Source organism: Pseudomonas sp. PDM16, assembly GCF_014851865.1.
GTDB lineage: Bacteria > Pseudomonadota > Gammaproteobacteria > Pseudomonadales > Pseudomonadaceae > Aquipseudomonas.
Genome location: NZ_JACVAM010000003.1, coordinates 564,571 through 584,053 on the forward strand (window position 1 = coordinate 564,571; position 19,483 = coordinate 584,053).

The 19,483-nt window shown below is 66.0% G+C and carries 15 protein-coding genes and 1 pseudogene; 6 read left to right on the top strand and 10 right to left on the bottom strand.

What is annotated here, in order from left to right; genetic code table 11:
* Nucleotides 1–77: 77 nt before the first annotated feature.
* From IB234_RS14540 to IB234_RS14565, 6 genes are all read right to left on the bottom strand, one after another.
* Entirely contained in the window at nt 78–1,007 is a 930-nt protein-coding gene (locus IB234_RS14540) for an NAD-dependent epimerase/dehydratase family protein (protein ID WP_192318951.1), read from the bottom strand.
* A gap of 19 nt (nt 1,008–1,026) precedes the next feature.
* The gene (locus IB234_RS14545) at nt 1,027–1,911 is read right to left on the bottom strand and encodes a sugar nucleotide-binding protein (protein WP_192318954.1); all 885 of its coding nucleotides are present in this window, start codon (nt 1,909–1,911) and stop codon (nt 1,027–1,029) included.
* Between the two features lie 130 nt (nt 1,912–2,041).
* On the bottom strand, nt 2,042–4,042 hold the full coding sequence (locus IB234_RS14550) for a neutral/alkaline ceramidase (protein ID WP_192318957.1): 2,001 nt from the start codon (nt 4,040–4,042) through the stop codon (nt 2,042–2,044).
* A 226-nt stretch (nt 4,043–4,268) separates the two neighbouring features.
* Nucleotides 4,269–5,627 carry a DUF1329 domain-containing protein gene (locus IB234_RS14555; RefSeq protein ID WP_192318960.1) on the bottom strand — a complete coding sequence of 453 codons (1,359 nt, stop codon included), beginning with the start codon at nt 5,625–5,627 and terminating at the stop codon, nt 4,269–4,271.
* 13 nt (nt 5,628–5,640) lie between these two features.
* Nucleotides 5,641–7,440, bottom strand: a complete 1,800-nt coding sequence (locus IB234_RS14560; protein WP_192318963.1) for a DUF1302 domain-containing protein — start codon at nt 7,438–7,440, stop codon at nt 5,641–5,643.
* Between the two features lie 142 nt (nt 7,441–7,582).
* Complete coding sequence (locus IB234_RS14565) at nt 7,583–8,254, bottom strand: TetR/AcrR family transcriptional regulator (protein ID WP_192318966.1); 672 nt, start codon at nt 8,252–8,254, stop codon at nt 7,583–7,585.
* Nucleotides 8,255–8,341: 87 nt separating this feature from the next.
* On the opposite strand from IB234_RS14565, the gene IB234_RS14570 reads away from it, so the two are divergent.
* From IB234_RS14570 to IB234_RS14590, 5 genes are all read left to right on the top strand, one after another.
* A complete protein-coding gene (locus tag IB234_RS14570; RefSeq protein WP_318652023.1) occupies nt 8,342–9,931 on the top strand; it encodes an FGGY-family carbohydrate kinase in 1,590 nt (529 codons plus the stop codon).
* A complete protein-coding gene (locus IB234_RS14575; protein WP_192318969.1) occupies nt 9,928–10,563 on the top strand; it encodes a class II aldolase/adducin family protein in 636 nt (211 codons plus the stop codon). The genes IB234_RS14570 and IB234_RS14575 overlap by 4 nt, the downstream gene beginning before the upstream one ends.
* The gene (locus IB234_RS14580) at nt 10,560–12,020 is read left to right on the top strand and encodes an aspartate aminotransferase family protein (protein ID WP_225580581.1); all 1,461 of its coding nucleotides are present in this window, start codon (nt 10,560–10,562) and stop codon (nt 12,018–12,020) included. The genes IB234_RS14575 and IB234_RS14580 overlap by 4 nt, the downstream gene beginning before the upstream one ends.
* A 2-nt stretch (nt 12,021–12,022) precedes the next feature.
* Nucleotides 12,023–12,634 (top strand): hypothetical protein, encoded by a 612-nt coding sequence (locus tag IB234_RS14585; protein WP_225580582.1) that lies wholly within the window; start codon nt 12,023–12,025, stop codon nt 12,632–12,634.
* Between the two features lie 240 nt (nt 12,635–12,874).
* A complete protein-coding gene (locus IB234_RS14590; protein WP_192318975.1) occupies nt 12,875–13,912 on the top strand; it encodes an AraC family transcriptional regulator in 1,038 nt (345 codons plus the stop codon).
* Nucleotides 13,913–13,966: 54 nt separating this feature from the next.
* Here the strand turns inward: IB234_RS14590 and IB234_RS14595 are convergent, their stop codons facing one another.
* Genes IB234_RS14595 through IB234_RS14605 form a run of 3 tightly spaced genes read right to left on the bottom strand, consistent with a single transcriptional unit; the run spans nt 13,967 to nt 17,018 of the window.
* Nucleotides 13,967–15,241: a DSD1 family PLP-dependent enzyme gene (locus tag IB234_RS14595; RefSeq protein ID WP_192318977.1), complete on the bottom strand. Its 1,275-nt coding sequence runs from the start codon at nt 15,239–15,241 to the stop codon at nt 13,967–13,969.
* 9 nt (nt 15,242–15,250) lie between these two features.
* On the bottom strand, nt 15,251–16,636 hold the full coding sequence (locus IB234_RS14600; RefSeq protein ID WP_192318981.1) for a D-arabinono-1,4-lactone oxidase: 1,386 nt from the start codon (nt 16,634–16,636) through the stop codon (nt 15,251–15,253).
* Nucleotide 16,637: 1 nt separating this feature from the next.
* Nucleotides 16,638–17,018 carry a c-type cytochrome gene (locus IB234_RS14605; protein ID WP_225580583.1) on the bottom strand — a complete coding sequence of 127 codons (381 nt, stop codon included), beginning with the start codon at nt 17,016–17,018 and terminating at the stop codon, nt 16,638–16,640.
* 218 nt (nt 17,019–17,236) lie between these two features.
* On the opposite strand from IB234_RS14605, the gene IB234_RS14610 reads away from it, so the two are divergent.
* Nucleotides 17,237–18,631, top strand: a complete 1,395-nt coding sequence (locus tag IB234_RS14610) for a flavin-containing monooxygenase (protein WP_192318984.1) — start codon at nt 17,237–17,239, stop codon at nt 18,629–18,631.
* 34 nt (nt 18,632–18,665) lie between these two features.
* On the opposite strand, the pseudogene IB234_RS24415 reads toward IB234_RS14610, so the two are convergent.
* Nucleotides 18,666–19,172: pseudogene (locus tag IB234_RS24415) on the bottom strand (methyl-accepting chemotaxis protein); the annotation flags it as partial.
* Nucleotides 19,173–19,483: the final 311 nt, after the last annotated feature.

The window sequence follows — 19,483 nt, forward strand, 5'->3', positions numbered from 1 at the left end:
CTTCCCCCGCCGCACAAAAAAGCCCCGCACTCGCGGGGCTTTTTTGTGCCGGGCGTTTACCCGCAACCTGCGCCGCTTCATCGGCGGAGCAGGCTGGACAGACCCTCATCCAGTGGAGTGGCTGGTGCCAGGCGGTAGCGCTGGCGCAGCAGGGTGTTATCCGCCTTGGAGTGACGGATGTCACCGGAGCGCCCCTGGCCGAAGCTCACCTCGGGCAAGCCGCCAAGCACCTGGCGAATGGCCTCCAGCAACTGGTTAAGGCTGATCGACTGGCTGTGACCGACGTTCACCGCGCCAGGCTCGACTTCGGCTCGACTCAGGGCATCCACCAGCAGCGGTACCAGGTCGTCCACATAGAAGAAGTCACGGGTCTGCTCGCCATCGCCGAATACGGTAATGGGGCGGCCGGCCAGCGCGCGCTCGGTGAAGATGCTGATCACCCCGGAATAGGGCGAGGACGGATCCTGGCGTGGGCCGAAGATATTGAAGAAGCGGAAGATCGCCGGCTCCAGCCCATGTTGGCGACGGTAGAAGTCGAGGTAGTGCTCGCTGGCCAGCTTGTCCGAGGCATAGGGAGTGAGCGGCGCCTTGGGCGTGTCCTCGGCCACTGCCACGCTCTCACCGTTGTTGCCATACACCGCCGCACTGGAGGCGAACAGCACCCGCCTTACGCCGGCCTCGCGCATGGCCTCGCAGACATTCAGGGTGCCGACGAAGTTGCTCTGGTGGGTGCCCACCGGGTCGTCTACCGAGGCCTGCACCGAGGCCACGGCGGCCAGGTGTGCCACCGCGCTGCAACCAGCCACGGCACGGCGCACAAGCGTCGCGTCGGCAACATCGCCCTCGATCAGCTCGACGCGAGCGTCGTGCAACGGCAGGTTTTCACGCTTGCCCGTGGACAGGTTGTCCAGCACGCGCACCCGGTGGCCAGCGGCCAGCAAGGCGTCACAGAGATGGGAGCCGATGAAGCCGGCGCCGCCGGTAATCAGGATCAGGGAGTCGGACATTAGGGCTCTCGAAGCAGCGTCAGGCACGACGGTAGTAACGATCCAGCAGGGCCGGCAGCCCGGCGCGCCACGCCCGCGGCTTGATGCCAAAGGTGTGCAGGATCTTCTTGCAGGCCAGCACCGCGTGCTGCGGCTCTTCGGCGGCGTCCGGACGGGCGGCGTGGGCCTGAGGGCTGACTTCCTGCACCTTGAGCGCATGTAGGCCGCGCACTTCGCCGATCACCGCCTGGCCCAGGGCCAGCGGCGTGGTGGCCTCGTGGCCGCCGTAGTGGTAGATACCCCACAGCGGACTCTGGCAATCCAGCTGCTTGAGCACGGCGAGGATGACACGCGCGGCATCGTCCACCGGCGTCGGATTGCCGCGACGGTCGTCGGCCATGACCAGCTCCGAGTCATGCTCGGCACGGCGCAGGAAGCGACCGAGCAGACCATCGGCACTGTCGTCCAGCAGCCAGCCGAAGCGCAGCAGCACGTGCCGCGGGCAGGTGGCGCGCACGCACTGCTCGATGCGCAGCAGCGCCTGGCCACGCAGGCCCAGCGGCACCGGCTCGTCCTTCTCGCTGTAGGCGGTGGCACGGGAACCGTCGAACACCTGGTAGCTGGAGGGCTGCAACAGCAGGATATTGTGATGCTGGCAGAGCTGAGCCAGGCGTTCCATGGCCCGCTCCTGCTGGGCGAAACGCCGCTCGTCGAAGGTCTCTGCCTGGAACCAGTCGAAGTAGTAGGCCAGGTTGATCAGCGCGTCGGGGCGGGTCTCGTCGAGCAACTGGGTAAGGCTGGCGGTGTCCCAGCCACCTTCCGGCGGACGCGGGGCGAGAAAGCCAACGTCTTCTTCGGCCCCCTGGCGCACCAGCGCCTGACCCAGGGCATTACCCCCACCCAGCAACAACAACCGCATTCGCATAGTTCAGAACGAGACCCGAGAGACTGACCAAGGTCCACGCCGCCGTAGCGGCGGGACGAAAGTGGCCATTCTGCGGGTTTCGTGACGGATCGTCACTACCGGGCCGAGGCGCGAAGCCCCGGCCCGGCTGTCAGAGCACGGTGAAACTGCGGCTGGCACCGGAGAAGGCGCTGATCTTGCCGGTCACCGGCGCCTTGCTGTCGCCGTAGTGGACCAGACGGTACTCGCCCGGCGGCGTGCCTGCGGGGATGGTCCAGCGCAACGTAGCCTGCGAGGTGCCCCAGAAGCCGTCCTTGCGCAGCCAGCGATACTGGGTGCTCCAGTCATTGTCGCCAGCCACCACCTGCCAGGTGCCGTTCACCTTGCGCTGCACCTCGAGGAAGGTGCCCTCGGTACGCAGGTTGTTGCGCGGATGACCGGTCCAGAACACCGCCTGGACAGTGTCACCAATGCTGTACTGGGCATTGGCATCGGTGACCAACTGGCCAAAGCGCTTGCCCACCGGCGGGTTGTCGTAGACCACGCCGGTGACGAAGTTGTGCTGGTCGTTACGCAAATCACGCGGGGTCAGGACATTGATCACCGCCTGCTGGTCGCGCAGGGCCACCGCCATGTCATGGAACACCTGCTGGTAAGCCGCCAGGGTCCAGCGACCGAAGTGGGTCGAGCCCCCCTCGTAGTGCTGCTTGTCGTATTCCTCGCCCGTGGTGACGTAGCCGGCGTAGGCGTTGGACAGCCCCGCCACCACCAACCACTGGTCGTTGCCGAGCACGCCACGCACCGTCTCGCGCAGGCGCCGTCCGGACATCACGGTGAACTCACCCGGCACCGCCAGCAGGGAAAACTGGCCGATGCGCAGGATCGACGCCGGCAGTACCTCGGGGCTCCAGGGGTAGGGCTTGAACGCGCTCTGCTGGAGGATGATCGGCTTGGGCGCGTGGCAGGCGATATCCGCCTGGGTCGGCGGGGTGATGACCTGGGTAATCAGGTTGAGCAGCGGATTGGTCTCCACCGTGCCCTCGTCGACATCCTCCAGGCCACGGCCATCCTCGGTGCCGGCGGCGAAGGCGTAACCCAGCGCGGCATTGCAGGTATTGCGCGCCTGCCCGCCACCGAATTCCGGGCGCACACGAATCTTCGAGTAATCGTTGTACTGGTGGCGAAAGTCGACGGCGCCGGTCAGCTGCACGCTGGCGCCCTGGTACAGCGCCAGCGCCTTGTCGAACTGACGGTCGCCGATGATCTCGGTATTGCGCCACATGTCATTAGTGGGGCCGGTGCCGTCGAGATTGAGGTTCGGCGTGGTGTCCGCATGGTTGCTCTGGGCGAAGGAGGCGACGAAGTCCGGATTGCCCTGGCCCTTGGCCAACTCCTCGAAGCGCCACTCCGCACGGCCCTTATTGTCGCTGGTAAGCAGGGTGTTGCTCTTGCTCATGGACACCGGGTGTACGGCGAACCAACTGATCATGCCGGCATCGCGATTGCCCTGGCGCAGACGCAGCACCAACATTTCCGGATCGATCGAGCTACCGTAGCGGGCGCGCTCTTCAGCCGGGTTGTTGTCGTAGGCCGGTTGCGAGCGATTGATGCTGGCGTTGCTCAGCTCGCCGCGATTGATCAGCACATGACCAGGGCGCAGGTTGGCGTGGGCCTCGGCGATGGCCGCGACGATGCCGTTGACCTGTGCCTCGAAGTTCTCCTTGATGAAGCCGAAGATGGTCACGTTGTACAGCGCGTAGTGCGACTGTCCACCCGCTGCGCCATGGGTATGGGTGGCGCTGAGCACCACATTCTCCTCGGTGTAGCGTTCACCGAAGCGCTGACGCAGACGCTCGACCACCGCCTGGTTGACCGACTGGAACAGCGCGCCGGCATCGACGTTGACGAATACCACGGCCGGCCCGTCATTGGGCTGCGCGATGATGTAGGCACGGGCGTACTGGCGGTTGTGGATGCCGCTGCTTTTTTGCGCGGGATCGGCATAGCCCATCATGCCGACCTCGGCGGCGGCGCCGGTGACGTCGTACTTGCCGACGCCGACCAGATAATTGTCGCTATAGGCATTGGCGACCAGGGGCAGGAGGCCGAACAGCGCGGCCAGAAAGAACGGTATTACTCTCCTTGTTTTCATGATTCAGCACCTCGAGCCTGGGGCTCTTGCAACACTGCAATCGGTGGCTTGAACTCAGCCGTTGGGTTTCTCGGTCGGCCCGGATTTGCGGCGACAAAGCTCCGCCCTGCGGCGATGCCACAAGCCCGAACCCCCAAGGTGGAAATCTGTTTTATGCGCTCGCCACGGACGGGGAGCGTCGAAGGGAGAGCCCTGGCAGCAGCCCTCCCTTATCACTGTCACGACGTTATTGCGTGCCCTTGCGACGCAGGCTGGCCGGCGTGAAATAGTTCTCCGGCGGTGGCGTCAGAAGGAACTGACGTGGCGCCTTCTCGTTGTTGCGCAATCCGATCACCGTGTAGGTGCGGGCGATCAGATCATGGAACACGATATTCACCGGGGTGATCACCGGCACCTCGTAGGCATTCTTGGTGAAGGCCAGGTTGACGTGCCACAGCTCACCACGGGAGTCGTAGTTCTCCACCATCAGGGCGTACCAGCTGTCCTCATCGAGGTAGAAGCGGCGCTTGGCATGCACATGGCGCTGGCCCGGGCGCAGAGTGGCCTCGACCACCCACACGCGGTGCATCTCCCAGCGGGTCAGGTCACTGTTCAGGTGGCCCGGCTTGACCAGCTCATCCACCTTGCGCCCTGGCTTCTCCATGGCGTAGTTGTGGTACGGCACCAGCAGTGACTGCTTGCCGACCAGCTTCCAGTCGTAGCGGTCGGTGGCCCCGTTGTACATGTCGGTGTCGTCGGCATAGATACCGTCGATCGGCGTGTCGTAGGCCAGGGTCGGAGCACGGCGCACGCGACGCTGGCCAGGGTTGTAGATCCACGCCGAACGCGGCTCGGCAACCTGGTCGATGGTCTCGTGCACCAGCAGCGCACGACCGACATCACGCGATGGCGGCAGCAGCTCGCTGGCGAAGAAGTACAGGCGGTTGCCCAGGCTGTCGGCACTCTTCTTCGGGTTGTAGTAGTTGGACAGCAACTGGATACGCTCGCGCAGCAAGGAATAGCTGCCACTGGTGGTGACCTGGGCGGTCACCGCCACCTCGTCGATGTAGCGCCCCTGCCAACGGGCGATATGGTTCCAGATGGCCTGCCGACCATCGGCCGGAATCGGGAACGGGATACCGGCGTAGGCACCCACCAGGCCGTAGCCGGAGCCGCCCAGCTCGGCCTTCTGCGCGTTGGTGGCAGTGTTCTGGTAGACGTCTTCCGGCGCGGCGAAGCTGCGATGGCTGGGATAGACCGGCAGCTTGAACGTCTGCGGGTAGGTCTTGAGCAGCGCCTTGACACCCTCGCTGAGATTGGCGGCATCGGCATCCATGTTCTGGGCATCGATCACCCGCAGCGGCTTCTCGTCCGCGAAGGGGTCGACGTGAAAACTGCCCGGGCCGCCATAACCGGCCGGAGCCTGGGTCATGCCACCGGTCCACTCGGGGATGCCCTTGCCCGCATCGCCCTGGCGCTCGGCACCGAACGGGGTAAGAGTGCCACTGAGCTGGGCCGCCTGCTCGGCGCTCACCTTGGCTTGCGCCGCCAACGGCAGCAGCAGACCAAGGGAGAGCAGGACGGAGGTAAATGCTGTTCTGGTCATGTGAGGTCCGCCGTCAGAAGGAGTAGGAAACGTTGAGGGCGACGTGATCGCGGTCGATCAACGCATTGTCTTTGCGCGCCCCCCAGAACGAGGTGTAGGCCAGCTTGCCGGCCAGCTTCTGGCCGTATTTGGCACCCAGCTCGACGGTGGCGGACTTGCGGCCCTGGATGAAGTTCTCGTTGAGCGCGGGCGAGGTGCCGGACACGTCCTGGCGGAAGGTGATGCCGGGCATCAGGTCGAAGTTGGGCTGCACGTCCTGGATCAGGCCGGAGAGGTTCACCGTGTAACCCCAGGCGAAGGAGTCCAGGTACTCGTAGTTGACCGTGTCCAGCAGGCTACCAGGTACATGGTTGAAGGCGGCCTCGGCCAGCACCATCAGATCGTCCAGCCCGGCGGTGGGGCCGAAGGTGTGGATGGCCGAGACCGAGCCGGTGTAGAGCTCATGGCGCTTGTACAGATCGATGCTGCGACGCGGGTCGTTGGCCGAACCGTCGCCGAACTCGCCGAGGTCGATGCTGCCGCCGCTGGCGCCACCGCCACCAAGGGCACCCTCGGCCATCTGCTCCAGCTCGTAGGTCATCGAGGGCTCCAGCGGCGCGTTGGGCCGATAGGTCAGCTCGCCGGCCAGGCTGGTATCGCCGATGGTGCCGGACACGCTGAAACCGAACAGGCGGACATCCTCGGGGTAGACGAAGTCGTAATAGGTGCTATCGAGCAGGGCCAGACCATCGACCAGCGGCACCGAGGCCGGATCGAGCATCTGAGCCAAGCCGCACAGATCGCTGAAACGTCCGCCGCCACCGGCACTGCAGGCCATGGATTGGCCTTTCTGCACCTGCAGGAAGGGCACCTTGCTGTGGTAGTTGAGGTAGTAGAGGCTGAACTCGGTGTTGTTCCACTCCTCCACCAGATAGCGCATGGCGAAGCCGAACTGACCATCGTCACGTGCGTCGTGCTCGCGGCCATAGCGGGCGCCGGCGACGATGCCGTTCTCGCCATTGAGCCCCGGCACCAGCTCGGCCAGCGGCCCCAGCTCGTTGCGCAGGTCGACCAGCACGCCGCTGCTGCCCTTGCCGAAGTAGTCCTGGTTATTGAGGAAGGCGCCCGTCGGGATCAGCTCGTGCCCCTTCCATTCCAGGCCATAGAAGGTCTCGAAGTTGAGTGCGTCGGTGAGACCGAGCTGTGCGGAAACCATATTGGTCGGCAACAACGCATCCTTGAAGCTGGCGTTGGGCAGCACCACCCGACCGATATCCACCGGGTTGATCACGTTGAGGCCGTCGGCATAGAAGATACCTTCGCCCCAGTTGATCACCTGACGACCGAACCGCACGCTGACCGGCATCTCGCCGATGTAGCGGTTGGTGTAGAGGTAGGCATCGAGCAGACGAGCCCGGTGACCGGCGCGGTTCTTCAGGTCCGAGGGATAGCGCTCGTCGCTGTCGGTGTTATGGGTATCGAAGCCGTCGCCACTCGGGTCGTGATCCATGATCTGCGTGTCGTACCAGGCGGTACCGCGCACGAACAGGCCATCCTGCTCGGTGCGAACGTGCAGCTCCGACGTCAGCTTGAACTCGTTGGAGACGAACCCGGTGTCGTAATACTCGCTGCCGTCGTTGTTGTTGATGAAGACATTCTGTCCGCCGCTCTCGATGCGCTCGGGCGAACTGGTGCGGTACACCGAGGTGAACTCGGCGACGCTCTCCAGCGACGTGGTGAGATTGGGCCCGGTATCGATCTCGAAGGCCTGGGCCTGTATCGCCCAGATTCCTATCCCGACTGCCAGCGCTATTTTGCTCTTGTTATGCGACATGCTGCTGTCCCCTAGCGGTGATGTGGCGAAACTAGCCGACTTGCAAAAACCTCCATGGGGCCGAGGCGGACAAAAAGAGACGCCGAAAGGGCCCTTGAAACATTTCTACACAGGTGCCATTCGGCACGCTGCGCAACACTCGCTACGCCTGCCGGGCAAAGGCCTCGAGGCTGCTGTTGTAGATGAATTGCAGGGTGCGCTTGAGCTGCTGCACCCGCTGCTGGCGCTGCTCGGCCGGCAGGGTCAGGGCCAGCTTGGTCACCGAGCTGCCACCCTCGCAGAGCACCAGCGCCAGGCCCTCGGCCTGCTCCGGATCGACATTCGGATGAGCGCTGAGGATGGCCGTGGCGACCATGCCCGCAGTGGCCAGGGTGTCCGCCTGGTTCAGCTCGCGCAGCTCCGGTGCCGCAGCCACACAACCCCAGACCTCGACGAAGCCCGGATGGCTGACCTGGATCTCCACCATCAGGTCGATCAGCCGCTCGATCAGCAGACCGGCATCCGCACTGTTGTTCGGGTCGACGATCAGCTGCAGATCCGCCGCCAGACGCTCGCTGACGCTGCTGGTGTAGCGCTGCCAGACCTCCTGGACTATCGCCAGCTTGGTCGGGAAATACAGGTACAGCGAGGCGATAGGCAGGCCCGCTTCCCGGGCGATCTCGCGCATCGATACAGCCTCGTAGCCACGGGCTGCGATCAGCTCCAGGGCGACCTTGAGGATCGACTCGAAGCGCGCCTGGCTACGCTCCTGCTTGGGAGCACGTGGCGTTCTGGATTTCGCTTCAGGGGTGCTTGACAAGGTTTTGTTGGCCACAGCATTCTCGAAAAAGGTGAGCAATGCTTATGTTTTAGCGCGACTCTCGCAAAATGGGAAGAGGCCAATGAATTCGAGACGAAAATCGTGAGCCCCGACGACCGCCTGGTGCTGGCCGTCGACCTCGGCAGTTCCGGCTGCAAGACCGCTCTGGTCGGCCTGGATGGCCGGGTGCGCGCCTTCGCCTTCCGTGCCGTGACCAACTACGTGCTGCCCGGCGCCGGCGTCGAGCAGTGCCCGGAAGACTGGTGGCGCGCCTTCGAGGAAAGCGCCAGCGAAGCGCTGCACAGCGCCGAAGTGACGCGCTCGAACATAGTCGCCATCGCCTGCTCCTGCCAGGGCGAAGCCACCCTGCCAGTGGACCGCGACGGCAACCCGTTGGCTCGCGCCCTGCTGTACATGGACATGCGCGGCCAGGCTGCCGTGCAACGTCAGGTCGGCGGTGTCCTGCCGCGCTTGGCCGGTTACGACCCGCTCAAGCTGTGGCGCTGGCTGCGCCTCACCGGCGGAGCGCCGGCACTGTCCGGCAAGGACCCGTTCGGCCACATCGCCTTCATCCGCGAGGAGATGCCGGAGCTATACGCACGCACCGACAAGTTCCTCAACGTCCTCGACTTCATGAACCTGCGCCTGACCGGGCGCATCGCCGCCACCGTGGACTCGGCGCTGACCACCTGGGTCACCGACAACCGCGACCCCGCCAACATCCGCTACGACGATGGCCTGCTGCGCCTGGCCGGCCTGCGCCGCGAGCAACTGCCGGAGCTGGTGCGCTGCAGTGACATCCTCGGCCCACTGCGCCCGGCCGTGGCCGAGAAGCTCGGCCTGCCCGCCGGCATCCCGGTGGTCGCCGGCGCGGTGGACAACACCGCTGCCGCTCTGGGTTCAGGCGCGGTGACGGACAATGCCCTGCACCTGTATATCGGCACCTCGTCGTGGATCGGTGCCCACGTCGCGAAGAAGAAAACCGACGTGTTCAGGCAGATCGCCGCCGTGCCCTGCGCCCTGCCCGACCGCTACCTGATGATGGCCATGCAGTCCGCCGCCGGCGCCAATCTCAGCTTCCTGCGCGACCGCATCCTGTTCGCCAAGGACGCTCTGCTGCAGGACGAAGCGCGCCCGGATGTGTACCGCATCCTCGACGAGATCGCCGCTGGCGTGCCGGCCGGTGCCCGCGGCCTGCTCTACCTGCCCTGGTTGATGGGCGAACGTAGCCCGGTGGACGACGGCAACCTGCGTGCCGGCCTGCTCAACCTGACCCTGGAACATGCCCGCGAAGACATGGTGCGCGCCTTCCTCGAGGGCGTCGCACTCAACACCCGCTGGATGCTGGAGGCGGTACTGGACTTCCTCGGCACGCCGACGAGCGAGATCACTCTGGTCGGCGGCGGCGGGCAGTCCGATGTGTGGAGCCAGATTTTCGCCGACGCTCTGGACATGACCGTGCACCAGCCCGAGCAGCCGATCCAGGCCAATGCCCGCGGTGCGGCGTTCCTCGCCGGCATCGGTATCGGCGCCGTGAGCTCTGCCGACATTCCACATCGCGTAGCGATTCGTCGCAGCTTCACCCCCGGCGCGGCCCACCGCCAGCGCTACGCCGACAGCTACACCACGTTCCGCGCCGCGCACAAGGCGCTGGCGCCCTTCTACGCAACGCTCCACGGAGGCCGCACATGAACACACGCCAAGCGTGCGAAGCGGTGGTCCGCACCGCCGTCGCCCTGGCCGACCAGGGTTATCTGGCTGGCGTGGGAGGGAACCTGGCGCTGCGCATCGACGCCGAGCGATTCGCCGTTACACCCTCGGCCAGTGACTACTACGCCATGTCGCCAGACGATATCTGCGTACTACGGCTGGATACCCTCGAGCAACTCGCCGGCCACGGCAAACCCTCGGTGGAAAGTGGCCTGCACGCCGGCGTACTCAAGGCGCGGCCGGACTGCATGGCCAGCGTACACACCCACCAACCGGTAGCCAGTGCCTTCACCCTGCTCGACCGGCCATTGCCGATGCAGGGCGAAGAAGCACGCCGGCTGATCGGCGAGGCGGTACCGATGTGCGCCTACGCCCCTTCGGGTACCAGTTGGCTGGCCAGCAATGTCGGCAAGCGCATCCGACCCGACCTCAACGCCTACCTGATGCGCAATCACGGCGCCGTATGCCTCGGCGCCACCCTGGAAGACGCCTGCCGGGTAGTCCGGCTGCTGGAGCAGGAAGCCATCGCCTGGTTTCAGCGCGCGCTTAACGCACAACCTGAGAGTCGCCTGCATCAGCGGGCACTGCACTGCCTAGAAGAGGACCCGCAATGAACGCCTCCACCGATCTGACCAGCACCTCCGGCATCAGCCACTGGCCGGACACCGACATCATCGATGCCCGCCTGAAGAACCTGATCAAGCAGCCGATCCGGCCGATTCGCCGCGAGCACATGGACAAGGTGCTCGGCTACTTCGACCAACGCTGCAAGGGCTCCAGGCATCTCGCAGAAAAGGCAGCGGCAGTGATCCCCGGCGGCGTACAGCACAACCTGGCATTCAATTACCCCTTCCCGCTGGCGATGAAGAGCGCCCTCGGCGCGCACCTGGAGGACGTCGACGGCAACCGCTACATCGACTTCCTCCAGGCCGGCGGCCCGACCCTGCTCGGCAGCAACGATCCGGTGGTGCAGGAGAAGGTCATCGAGACCCTGCGCGACTGCGGCCCGGTCACCGGCCTGCTGCACGAGTACGAGGTCAAGCTGGCCGAGCTGGTGTGCCGCATGGTGCCGTCGGTGGAGATGTTCCGCATGCTCTCCTCCGGCACCGAGTCGGTGATGGGCGCCATCCGTCTGGCCCGCGCCTACACCGGCAAGAAATGGGTGATCAAGATCGGCGGCGCCTACCACGGCTGGAGCGACCAGCTGGTGTACGGCATGCGCATCCCAGGCACCGGCCGGCGCGAGGCCATCGGCATTCCGCGCGGCGCCACTTCGCACACCCAGGAGAGTTTCCCCAACGACCTGGCCGCCATCCGCCGGCGCCTGCAAATCAACCGCCTGCGCGGCGGCACGGCGGCGATCATCGTCGAGCCGCTGGGCCCGGAGAGCGGCACCCGCCCGGTGCACCGCGAGTTCAACGCCAACCTGCGCAAGCTGTGCGACGAGTTCGGCGCGCTGCTGATCTTCGACGAGGTGGTCAGCGGCTTCCGCGTCGGCCTTTCCGGCGCCCAGGGCTACTTCAACGTGATGCCGGACCTGACCATCTTCGGCAAGTGCCTGACCGGCGGCTATCCCATGGCCGGCGGCATCGGCGGGCGACGCGAGGTGATGATGCTGCTGGCCGGCGGCATCGGCGGCAAGCAGACCAAGCGCGCCTTCGTCGGCGGCACCCTGACAGCCAACCCGCTGTCTTGCGTGGCCGGCTACCACAGCCTGCTGGAGATGGAGAAACGCAACGCCGCTGCCGTGGCAGGGCGGGCCGGCGACCGCCTAACCGCCGGCCTGGCTGCCATCATCGAGCGCCGCGGCCTTCCCTACGTGGTCTACAACCAGGGCTCGGTGGTGCACCTGCAGACCTCCGGCGTGCTGCTGCTCAACGTGCGTAACCCGATCCAGCTGCTGCGCGAGGTCAATCCGCGCAAGCACATGATGGAAGAGATGGGCGCCGCCTACATGGCCCACGGCCTGGTGACCCTGGCTGGCAGCCGGCTGTATACCAGTGCGGCCGATACCGACGAGATCGTTGACGAAGCGCTGAACCGCTTCGACGACGTGTTCAAGCTGGTATGAGCATGCACGACGAACTGCTCCAGGCCAGCCAGCGCCTGGCCGCCAAGGGCCTGCTCAACGACGGCGGCGACAGCGTTTCACTGCTGCTGCCCGGCACCGGACGCATGCTGTTGCTGGTGCATGGCCAGGAGCCACAAGAGATCACGCTGGACCGCGAAGACGAAGGTGTGGCCGGCCTGCATGCGCGGCTCTACCGGCTGCGTGGCGACGTGGGCGCCGCGGCGCTGCTCAGCCCGCGCTGGAGCCTGCAGCTGCATGGTCTGAACGAGGCCATGCCCTCGGTGTTCGACGAACAGGCTCGCCACATTGGCCGCTCCTGGGCGCCAGCCAATGCCGAGCAGTTGCCGGCGCTGCTGGCCGGTGGCGGCAACGCCGGCCCGCTCGCCGGCCGCCTGCTGGCGCTGGGCGTAACGCGCAACCGCATGTTGTTCAATGCCGAGCTGTTCGAGAAATGCGCCATGGCCTACGTGCTGGCCCGACTGGGTGGCGAACGGGTCAAGCAGGTGCCCTGGTGGGTGCGGCTGATTGCAGGGCGACGCCTGATCAAGGACGAAGCCAATGCCGCAGCCAGCCACGCCGCCGGCCAACAGGCCGCCGAGTTGGGCGCTTACTGACGTAGGGTGGATAACGCCCTCTTCATCCACCAATGACCCACCTGGTGGATCACCGCCCGGTGGATCAGTGAAGCGTGATCCACCCTACGCAGCTCCACGCTCCGCGCGACGCCGGACAACAGTGGCGTCACGCACCGACGCCGTGCTAACTATGCAAGCGCTGCCCTCACTAGGCAGCGCATAACAACAAGAACCAGGCGCCCGCCGCCGCTCAACGACTTCCCTGCTGGGAGCGTGACCATGAAGCCCATCGCCGATCCGCGTTACTCAGAGGCCTCGGCCCCACCGCAGATTTCCCGTTTTCTCCTGCAGCACGTGGCCGCCCTCGGCCGTGACCCGGCCATGCTCTGCCGCGGCCTGGGCTTCGAGCCGGACGACCTCAAGCAACCCGACTATCGCCTGTCCTACCGGCAGAGCTACCTGCTGGTGCGCCGCGCCCTGCACAGCCTGGGCGACAGCGGCCTGGGCCTGGCCGTGGGCAGCCGGCAGACCGCCGTGTCCTGGGGCCTGGTCGGCATGGCCATGCTCGCCAGCCCGACCCTGGGCGAGGCACTGGACCTGGCCATCCGCTACCAGCGCCACACCGGCGCCCTGCTCGACTGCGAGATGGAAATACGCGGCGGGCGCTGCCGGATGCAGGCCAGCACGCGCTTCTTCGATCCGGAGGTCTCGGTGTTCTACCTGGAGGAGGCCTTCTCCAGCGCCCTGGCCATCGTCCGCCATCTGTCCGGCCAGGACCTGACCCTCGACTGCGTCGAACTGGAATATCCGCGCCCGCCCCACGCCGAGCGCTATGCAGAAATCTTCCGCTGCCCGCCCAAATTCGCCGCCGGGCACAACCTGATCCAGTTCGACGCGCGCTTGCTGGAGCTGCCACTGCCGACCCGCGACGACTACGTCGCCGCCGAAATCGCCGAGCTGCTGGACAGCGCACGCTGGGGTGACCAGGGCATGTCCGACCTGATCGAGACCATCCAGCGCGAGGTGCGCAAGAACCTCGGCAACCCGCCGCAGCTGGCCGAACTGGCGCAGCAGCTCAACCTCGGCGAACGCACCCTGCGCCGGCGCATCGGCGATGCCGGGCTGTCCTACCACGGCATCGTCGATTCGCTACGCCGGGCCAAAGCCCTGGCCCTGCTCAGCCACCGCGACAGCCGGCTGATCGACGTGGCAGCCGAAACCGGTTTCAGCGACGTACGCAACTTCCGCCGCGCCTTCAAACGCTGGACCGGCGTGGCCCCACGTGCGGCGAAGCAGCGGATCGCTCAGGAGTCCTAGTAGCGAACCAGCTCCCTCTCCCACTGGGAGAGGGGCCGGGGGGGTGGGGAAGAATTACTCCGAATACACCGGCCAGCGCTCGACGATCTTGCCGCCGCGCACGGCGAGCAGATCGCCGAACTGCAGCAGCACCGCCTCGCTCTGGACCGGCCGCAGGAACACCTGATCATCCACCGCTAGGCCCACCGCCGGTGAGCCGTTGACCAGCTCCTGGTTCGAGCTGCGCCCGTACAGGCCGCTGAGCTGCAGGCCGGCCGGCGAAGCCAGATCAGCCTGCCAATTGCCGCCGTAGATAAAGAAAGTCTCGCGCTGGTTGACGTCCCACCAGGCGAACAACCGCGACTTCTCATCCAGCGCCGGAATGCGCAGCGCCCCCGTGCGCTTAAGCACCGGCGTGGCGATATACACCGCCGACTGGTGCTCTGCCAGCGACGGCAAATCGTAATGGCTGGGCTTGAGCAGGCCGGTACCGATGGCCACCTCGCTGCTCAACCGCTCCTGCTCGTGGGCGCGGTAGCTGGGGCTGCCGGCGGTGTTCAGGGTCAGGCCCTCGCGCCACAGTGCCGGGAAGCGCTGGCGGGTGAAGTCGACATAGCCCTGGTACAGCGCCATGACCTTGGCCAACAGTTCGTCCTGGCTGCCGAGCACGGAAGGCAGGTTCATGCCGACGAAGGGGTCGTAACCCATGAAGCCGGCGAACTCCAGGTGCTGCGGGTTATCCGCGATCAGCTGCAGCATCTGCCCAAGGCTCTGCGTATCGCTCACCCCGCCGCGGTGCAGGCCCACGTCCAGCTCGATGTTGATGCGTAGCCGCGTGCCCAACCCCTGGGTCAGCGCCAGGTACTGCTGCAGGCGCTCGGGGGTGTCGATTAGCCACTGCAGCTGTTTTGCCGGATCGAAGGGACCGCGGTGCTGCTGGTAGAACAACTGCGCCGAGCGTACCGGCAGCGGCTTGCCGAGCAGGATGTCGGCCTCGGGGAACAGCTGCGCATCGTGATTGAGGAAGGGCTGGTGGAACGACATAAGCCGCCGGGTACCGATGCGCTCGCCGATGTAGCGCAGCAGGTCGGGCGCCGGCAGCGACTTCTCCACCAGGCGCAGCTGCTTGCCGCTGCGGGCGAGAAACTGGCGCACCACCTCGATGTTGTGGTCGAGACGGTCGAGGTCGATCAGCAGGCTCGGGCGCATTGGCCCGTTGGCCTTGAGTTCCTGGTTCAGCGCCTGGAAGTAGGCATCGTGCGGCTGGCCCCGATCACCGGGGCGTAGCCAGGCGGCGGCCAGCAGTCCGCCGGCGCCCAGGCCGGCCAGCACGAGAGTACGTCGCTTCATGGCGCCCCCTTATCCAATGTTGAGGCCAAACACGCCAGCCAGATGCGCATTGACGAAACGCCCGTGCGGATCGATTTCCTGGCGCAGCTCGGTGAACTCCTTCCAGCGCGGATACAGCGCCGCCAGCTGGCGCGCGCCCAGGCTGTGCAGCTTGCCCCAGTGCGGCCGCCCCTCGTACTTCCAGAAGATCGGCTCGATCGCGGCGAAGAAGTCGCGATGGTCCATCGAGTGGTGCTGGTGGATCGACAGCGCGCAGCTGTCGCGGCCCTCGAACATGCTCAGGGGAATGTCGTCGGCCTTCACGTAGCGGTACTCGACCGGCATCCAGGTGCGCAGGTTGCCGTCGTCGATGCGCTTTAGGATTTCGCGCAAACAGGCCGGGCCATGCTCGGCCGGCACCGAGTACTCCATCTCGTTGAAGCGCACGTTGCGCACGTTGGCGAAGATCTCGTAGGAGGCGTCCACCCGATCATCGAAGCTGGCCAGATGGCGCATGTTGTTGAGCAGGCTGCGGCGCAGATCGGGCGACTCGTTCAGGTACTTGTCCAGCCCCTCGATGATGTCGATGAAGCCGTTGCCGCCCTCCTCGTCCGGCGACACCGGCGGCGTGTTCGGGTCTTCGGTTTCGTTCAGCGCCACCGACAGCGCGTAGTCGGAATGGGTGATGACCAGCATCTCCCAGTGCTGGTTGTCGCGTTTGAGGTTCTCGATATCCTCCAGCAGCTCCTCGGTCTTGCCCAGCCACTGGCGCTCACGCAGGCGGAAGGCGGCGCGGTTCTGCATGCGCACCTTGGTCACCACGCCCAGCGCGCCGAGCGAGACGCGCGCCGCATTGAACAGCTCGGGGTTCTGCTCGCGACTGCAATCGAGCACCTCGCCAGCGGCGCTGACCAACTGCAGGCCACAGACATTGGATGAGTAGGAACCGAAGCCGATACCGGTGCCGTGGGTCGAGGTGGAGATCGCTCCGGCCAGGGTCTGGTAGTCGGTGTCGGCCATGTTGATCAGCGCCTGGCCGACTTCCTTGAGCGGCGCGCCCATGGTCGACATCGGCGTGCCGCTGCCGAACTCCGCCTGCAGGCTCTGTGCGTCATGCGCCAGCAGCCCGGTGAAGTTGGCCAGCGACAGCAGGGTATCGTCGGTGGGCACCAGTGCGCTGAAGGAATGTCCGGAGCCGACCGGGCGAATCTTGCCCGAGGCCTTGCGGATGACCTGCACCAGCTCGTCGAGGTTCTGCGGTGCCAAGCGCTCTAGCGGCAGGCAACTCTGCACACCCGACCAGTTGCGCCAAGGAATCGGCCGAGGGGTTTCTGCGGCCCATAGCGAGCGGGCCGGCAAGGCCAGGCAGGCGCCCAGCAGGCTGGCGCGTTGCAACAGCTGACGACGGGAAACCATATCAGTGGCCCTCCGCAGGCTGCGGCGCGGCCGCCATGAACGCGATCAGCGCGCTGAAATCGGCTTCCGTGCACTGCATGCACAGGCCCAGCGGCGGCATGCCCTGGAAGCCGTTGATACTGTGATCCAGCAATGTGCCCATGCCCTTCTGCAGGCGTGGCGCCCAGGCCACCGTATCGCCGGTCAGCGGCGCGCCGGCGGCCGGGTTGGCGTGGCACTGCTTGCAGCTTGCGCCATACAGCTGGGCCAGCGCGGCATCCTGCGGCACGCTCTGCGCGGCGTTCGCCTGCACTGGCGGCGCCTCATCACCACACCCCACCAGCAGCGCACACAGCCCCAGCACCATGGCCAGACCGCGCCCCCCGTTTCGCCCTGCCCGCATAGTTCCCTCCGAGCCTCTGCTCATCTCGATGACGCCACACTAAAGCAGCGGCGCCTGACGTATGAGGTCTCAAACGGACAGCCAACAACCGGAGAACGGCCAACACCCGGTGCGCGGCGGCTGGCCGCTGCAGCCCTCTTTCGCGTCCACTGCGCCCCTGCCTGAGCGACGCCGGCTTGGCTAAGGTGAACGCAGCCACCACCCGCGCGGAGAGCCCCGTGAGCCCAGCGAACGACATTCAGGATTGCGGCGATGCCGTGTGCATCATCGGCGCCGGCCCCGGCGGCCTGTGCATGGCCCGTGCGCTAAAGCGCCAGGGCCTGGCGTACGAGCAGTTCGAACGGCACAGCGCTGTCGGCGGCGTGTGGGACATCGGCAATCCGGGCACGCCGATGTACGAGTCCGCGCACTTCATCTCCTCGCGCGACCTCTCCGGCTTCCTCGATTTCCCGATGCCCAAGCACTTCCCCGACTACCCGAGCCACCGGCAGATCCTCGAGTACGTGCGCGCCTTCGCCCAGGCCTTCGATCTGCACGCCAAGGTCCGCTGCAACACCGCGGTCGAGCAGGTGGCCAAGCGCGAGGACGGCCGCTGGCTGGTGACCCTGCAAGGCGGCGAGCGGCGCTGCTACCGCGCCGTGGTCTGCGCCACCGGCTGCAACTGGGACCCGCACATGCCGGCGATCAAGGGCCAGTTCAACGGTGAGATCCGCCACTCGGTGACCTTCAAGAAGGCCGAGGAATTCAGCGGCAAACGGGTGCTGATCATCGGCGCCGGCAACTCCGGCGCGGATATCGCCTGCGATGCCGCGACACATGCGCAGAAAGCCTTTATCAGCCTGCGTCGCGGCTACCACTTCATCCCCAAGCACCTGTTCGGCCTGCCCGCCGACGAAGTCAGCGAGAAGGGCCCGCACCTGCCGATCTGGCTGGTGCGACCGGTGTTCAGCCTGCTCCTGCGTCTGATCAACGGCGATCTGACCCGCTTCGGCCTGCCCAAGCCGGACCACAAGCTGTTCGAGAGCCACCCACTGCTGAACACCCAGCTGCTGCATTACCTGCAGCACGGTGACATACAGGCCAAGCCCGACCTCGACCATTTCGACGGCGATTACGCAGTGTTCAAGGATGGCAGCCGCGAACAGATCGACCTAGCCCTGTACGCCACCGGCTACAAGTGGAGCTGCAAGTACGCCGCCGACTACTTCGAATGGAAGGGCGGGCGCCCGCAGTTGTACCTGTCGATCTTCAGCCGCCAGCACCACAACCTGTTCGGCATCGGCTACCTGGAAACCAACTCCAGCGCCTACAAACTGTTCGACAACGAGGCCCACGCCATCGCCAGCTACCTGCGCGACCAGCTGCAACGCCCGGAGCAGGCGCGGCAGTTCGAGCAGCTGATCGCCACGGACGACCCGGACCTGTCCGGCGGCATCGACTTCGTCAAATCCCAGCGCCACGAGGTGTACTTGGAGGTACACGCGCTAAAGACCCACCTGCACAAGCTGCGCCGGCAGATGGGTTGGGGCGAGCTGGACGAGGGCTACTACGCCAGCCTGCGCCGACCTGCCGATTTTCCTTCCGCCGCGCTGCGCGCGCAGCCGGCTGGGTGAGCTGGCGCCGACAAGAGCTCCAGCAGCATCTTGATCAGGTGCGGAACACGCCCAGCCCGCCCTTCAGCGCGCGGGCGGTTTCGCCCAGCTCGGCGGCGGAGCGGTTGATCTCGTCGACGTCCTGACGGGTGTGTTCGAAGGCGTCGCGCATGCCGCCGAGGCGGCCGGACATGTCGGCCACGGCGTGCTGGATTTCCTCGCTGCTGGCCAGCGCCTGGTCCACCGTGTTGCTGACCTGGCCCATCTGCTGCACCAGCGCATCGAGTGCCTCCAGAGCCTCGTCGGCATCGCCGGCCAGGGCACGGGAGCGCTCGGCGGTGCTGCCCATGCGCTGGGCGATCACGCGGATCGCGCCGGTGACCTTGTCGATCACCTTGTGCGCATCGCCGAGCACCGTCTGGGTCTGGCTGGCCAGCTTGCGTACCTCGTCGGCGACCACGGCGAAACCACGACCGGCCTCGCCGGCGCGGGCGGCTTCGATGGCGGCGTTGAGCGCCAGCAGATTGGTCTGTTCGGAGATGCCGGCGATCATCTGCAGTACCTGGCCGATCTGTTCGGCCTCGCGGCTGAGACCGTCGAGATCGGTGGCCAGCTCGACGTTGGCCGAGGTACTGCCGTGCACGTCGCCGATCAGCCGCTGCAGCTCGTGATGGGCGCGGCTCATCTCGCCGCTGGCACGCACCAGGTTGGCACGCACGGCGCCAGCCAGGCTGGAGGAATGCCCGGCCGCGTGCTGGATCGACTGACCATGCTGGTCGACGTCGGCCAGCTGGCTGGCGGCCTGCTGGATCTGCCGGGTGATGTCGTCGGCACGGAGCAGGAAAGTGTCGGCCAGTTGCTGGTTGCTGTCGG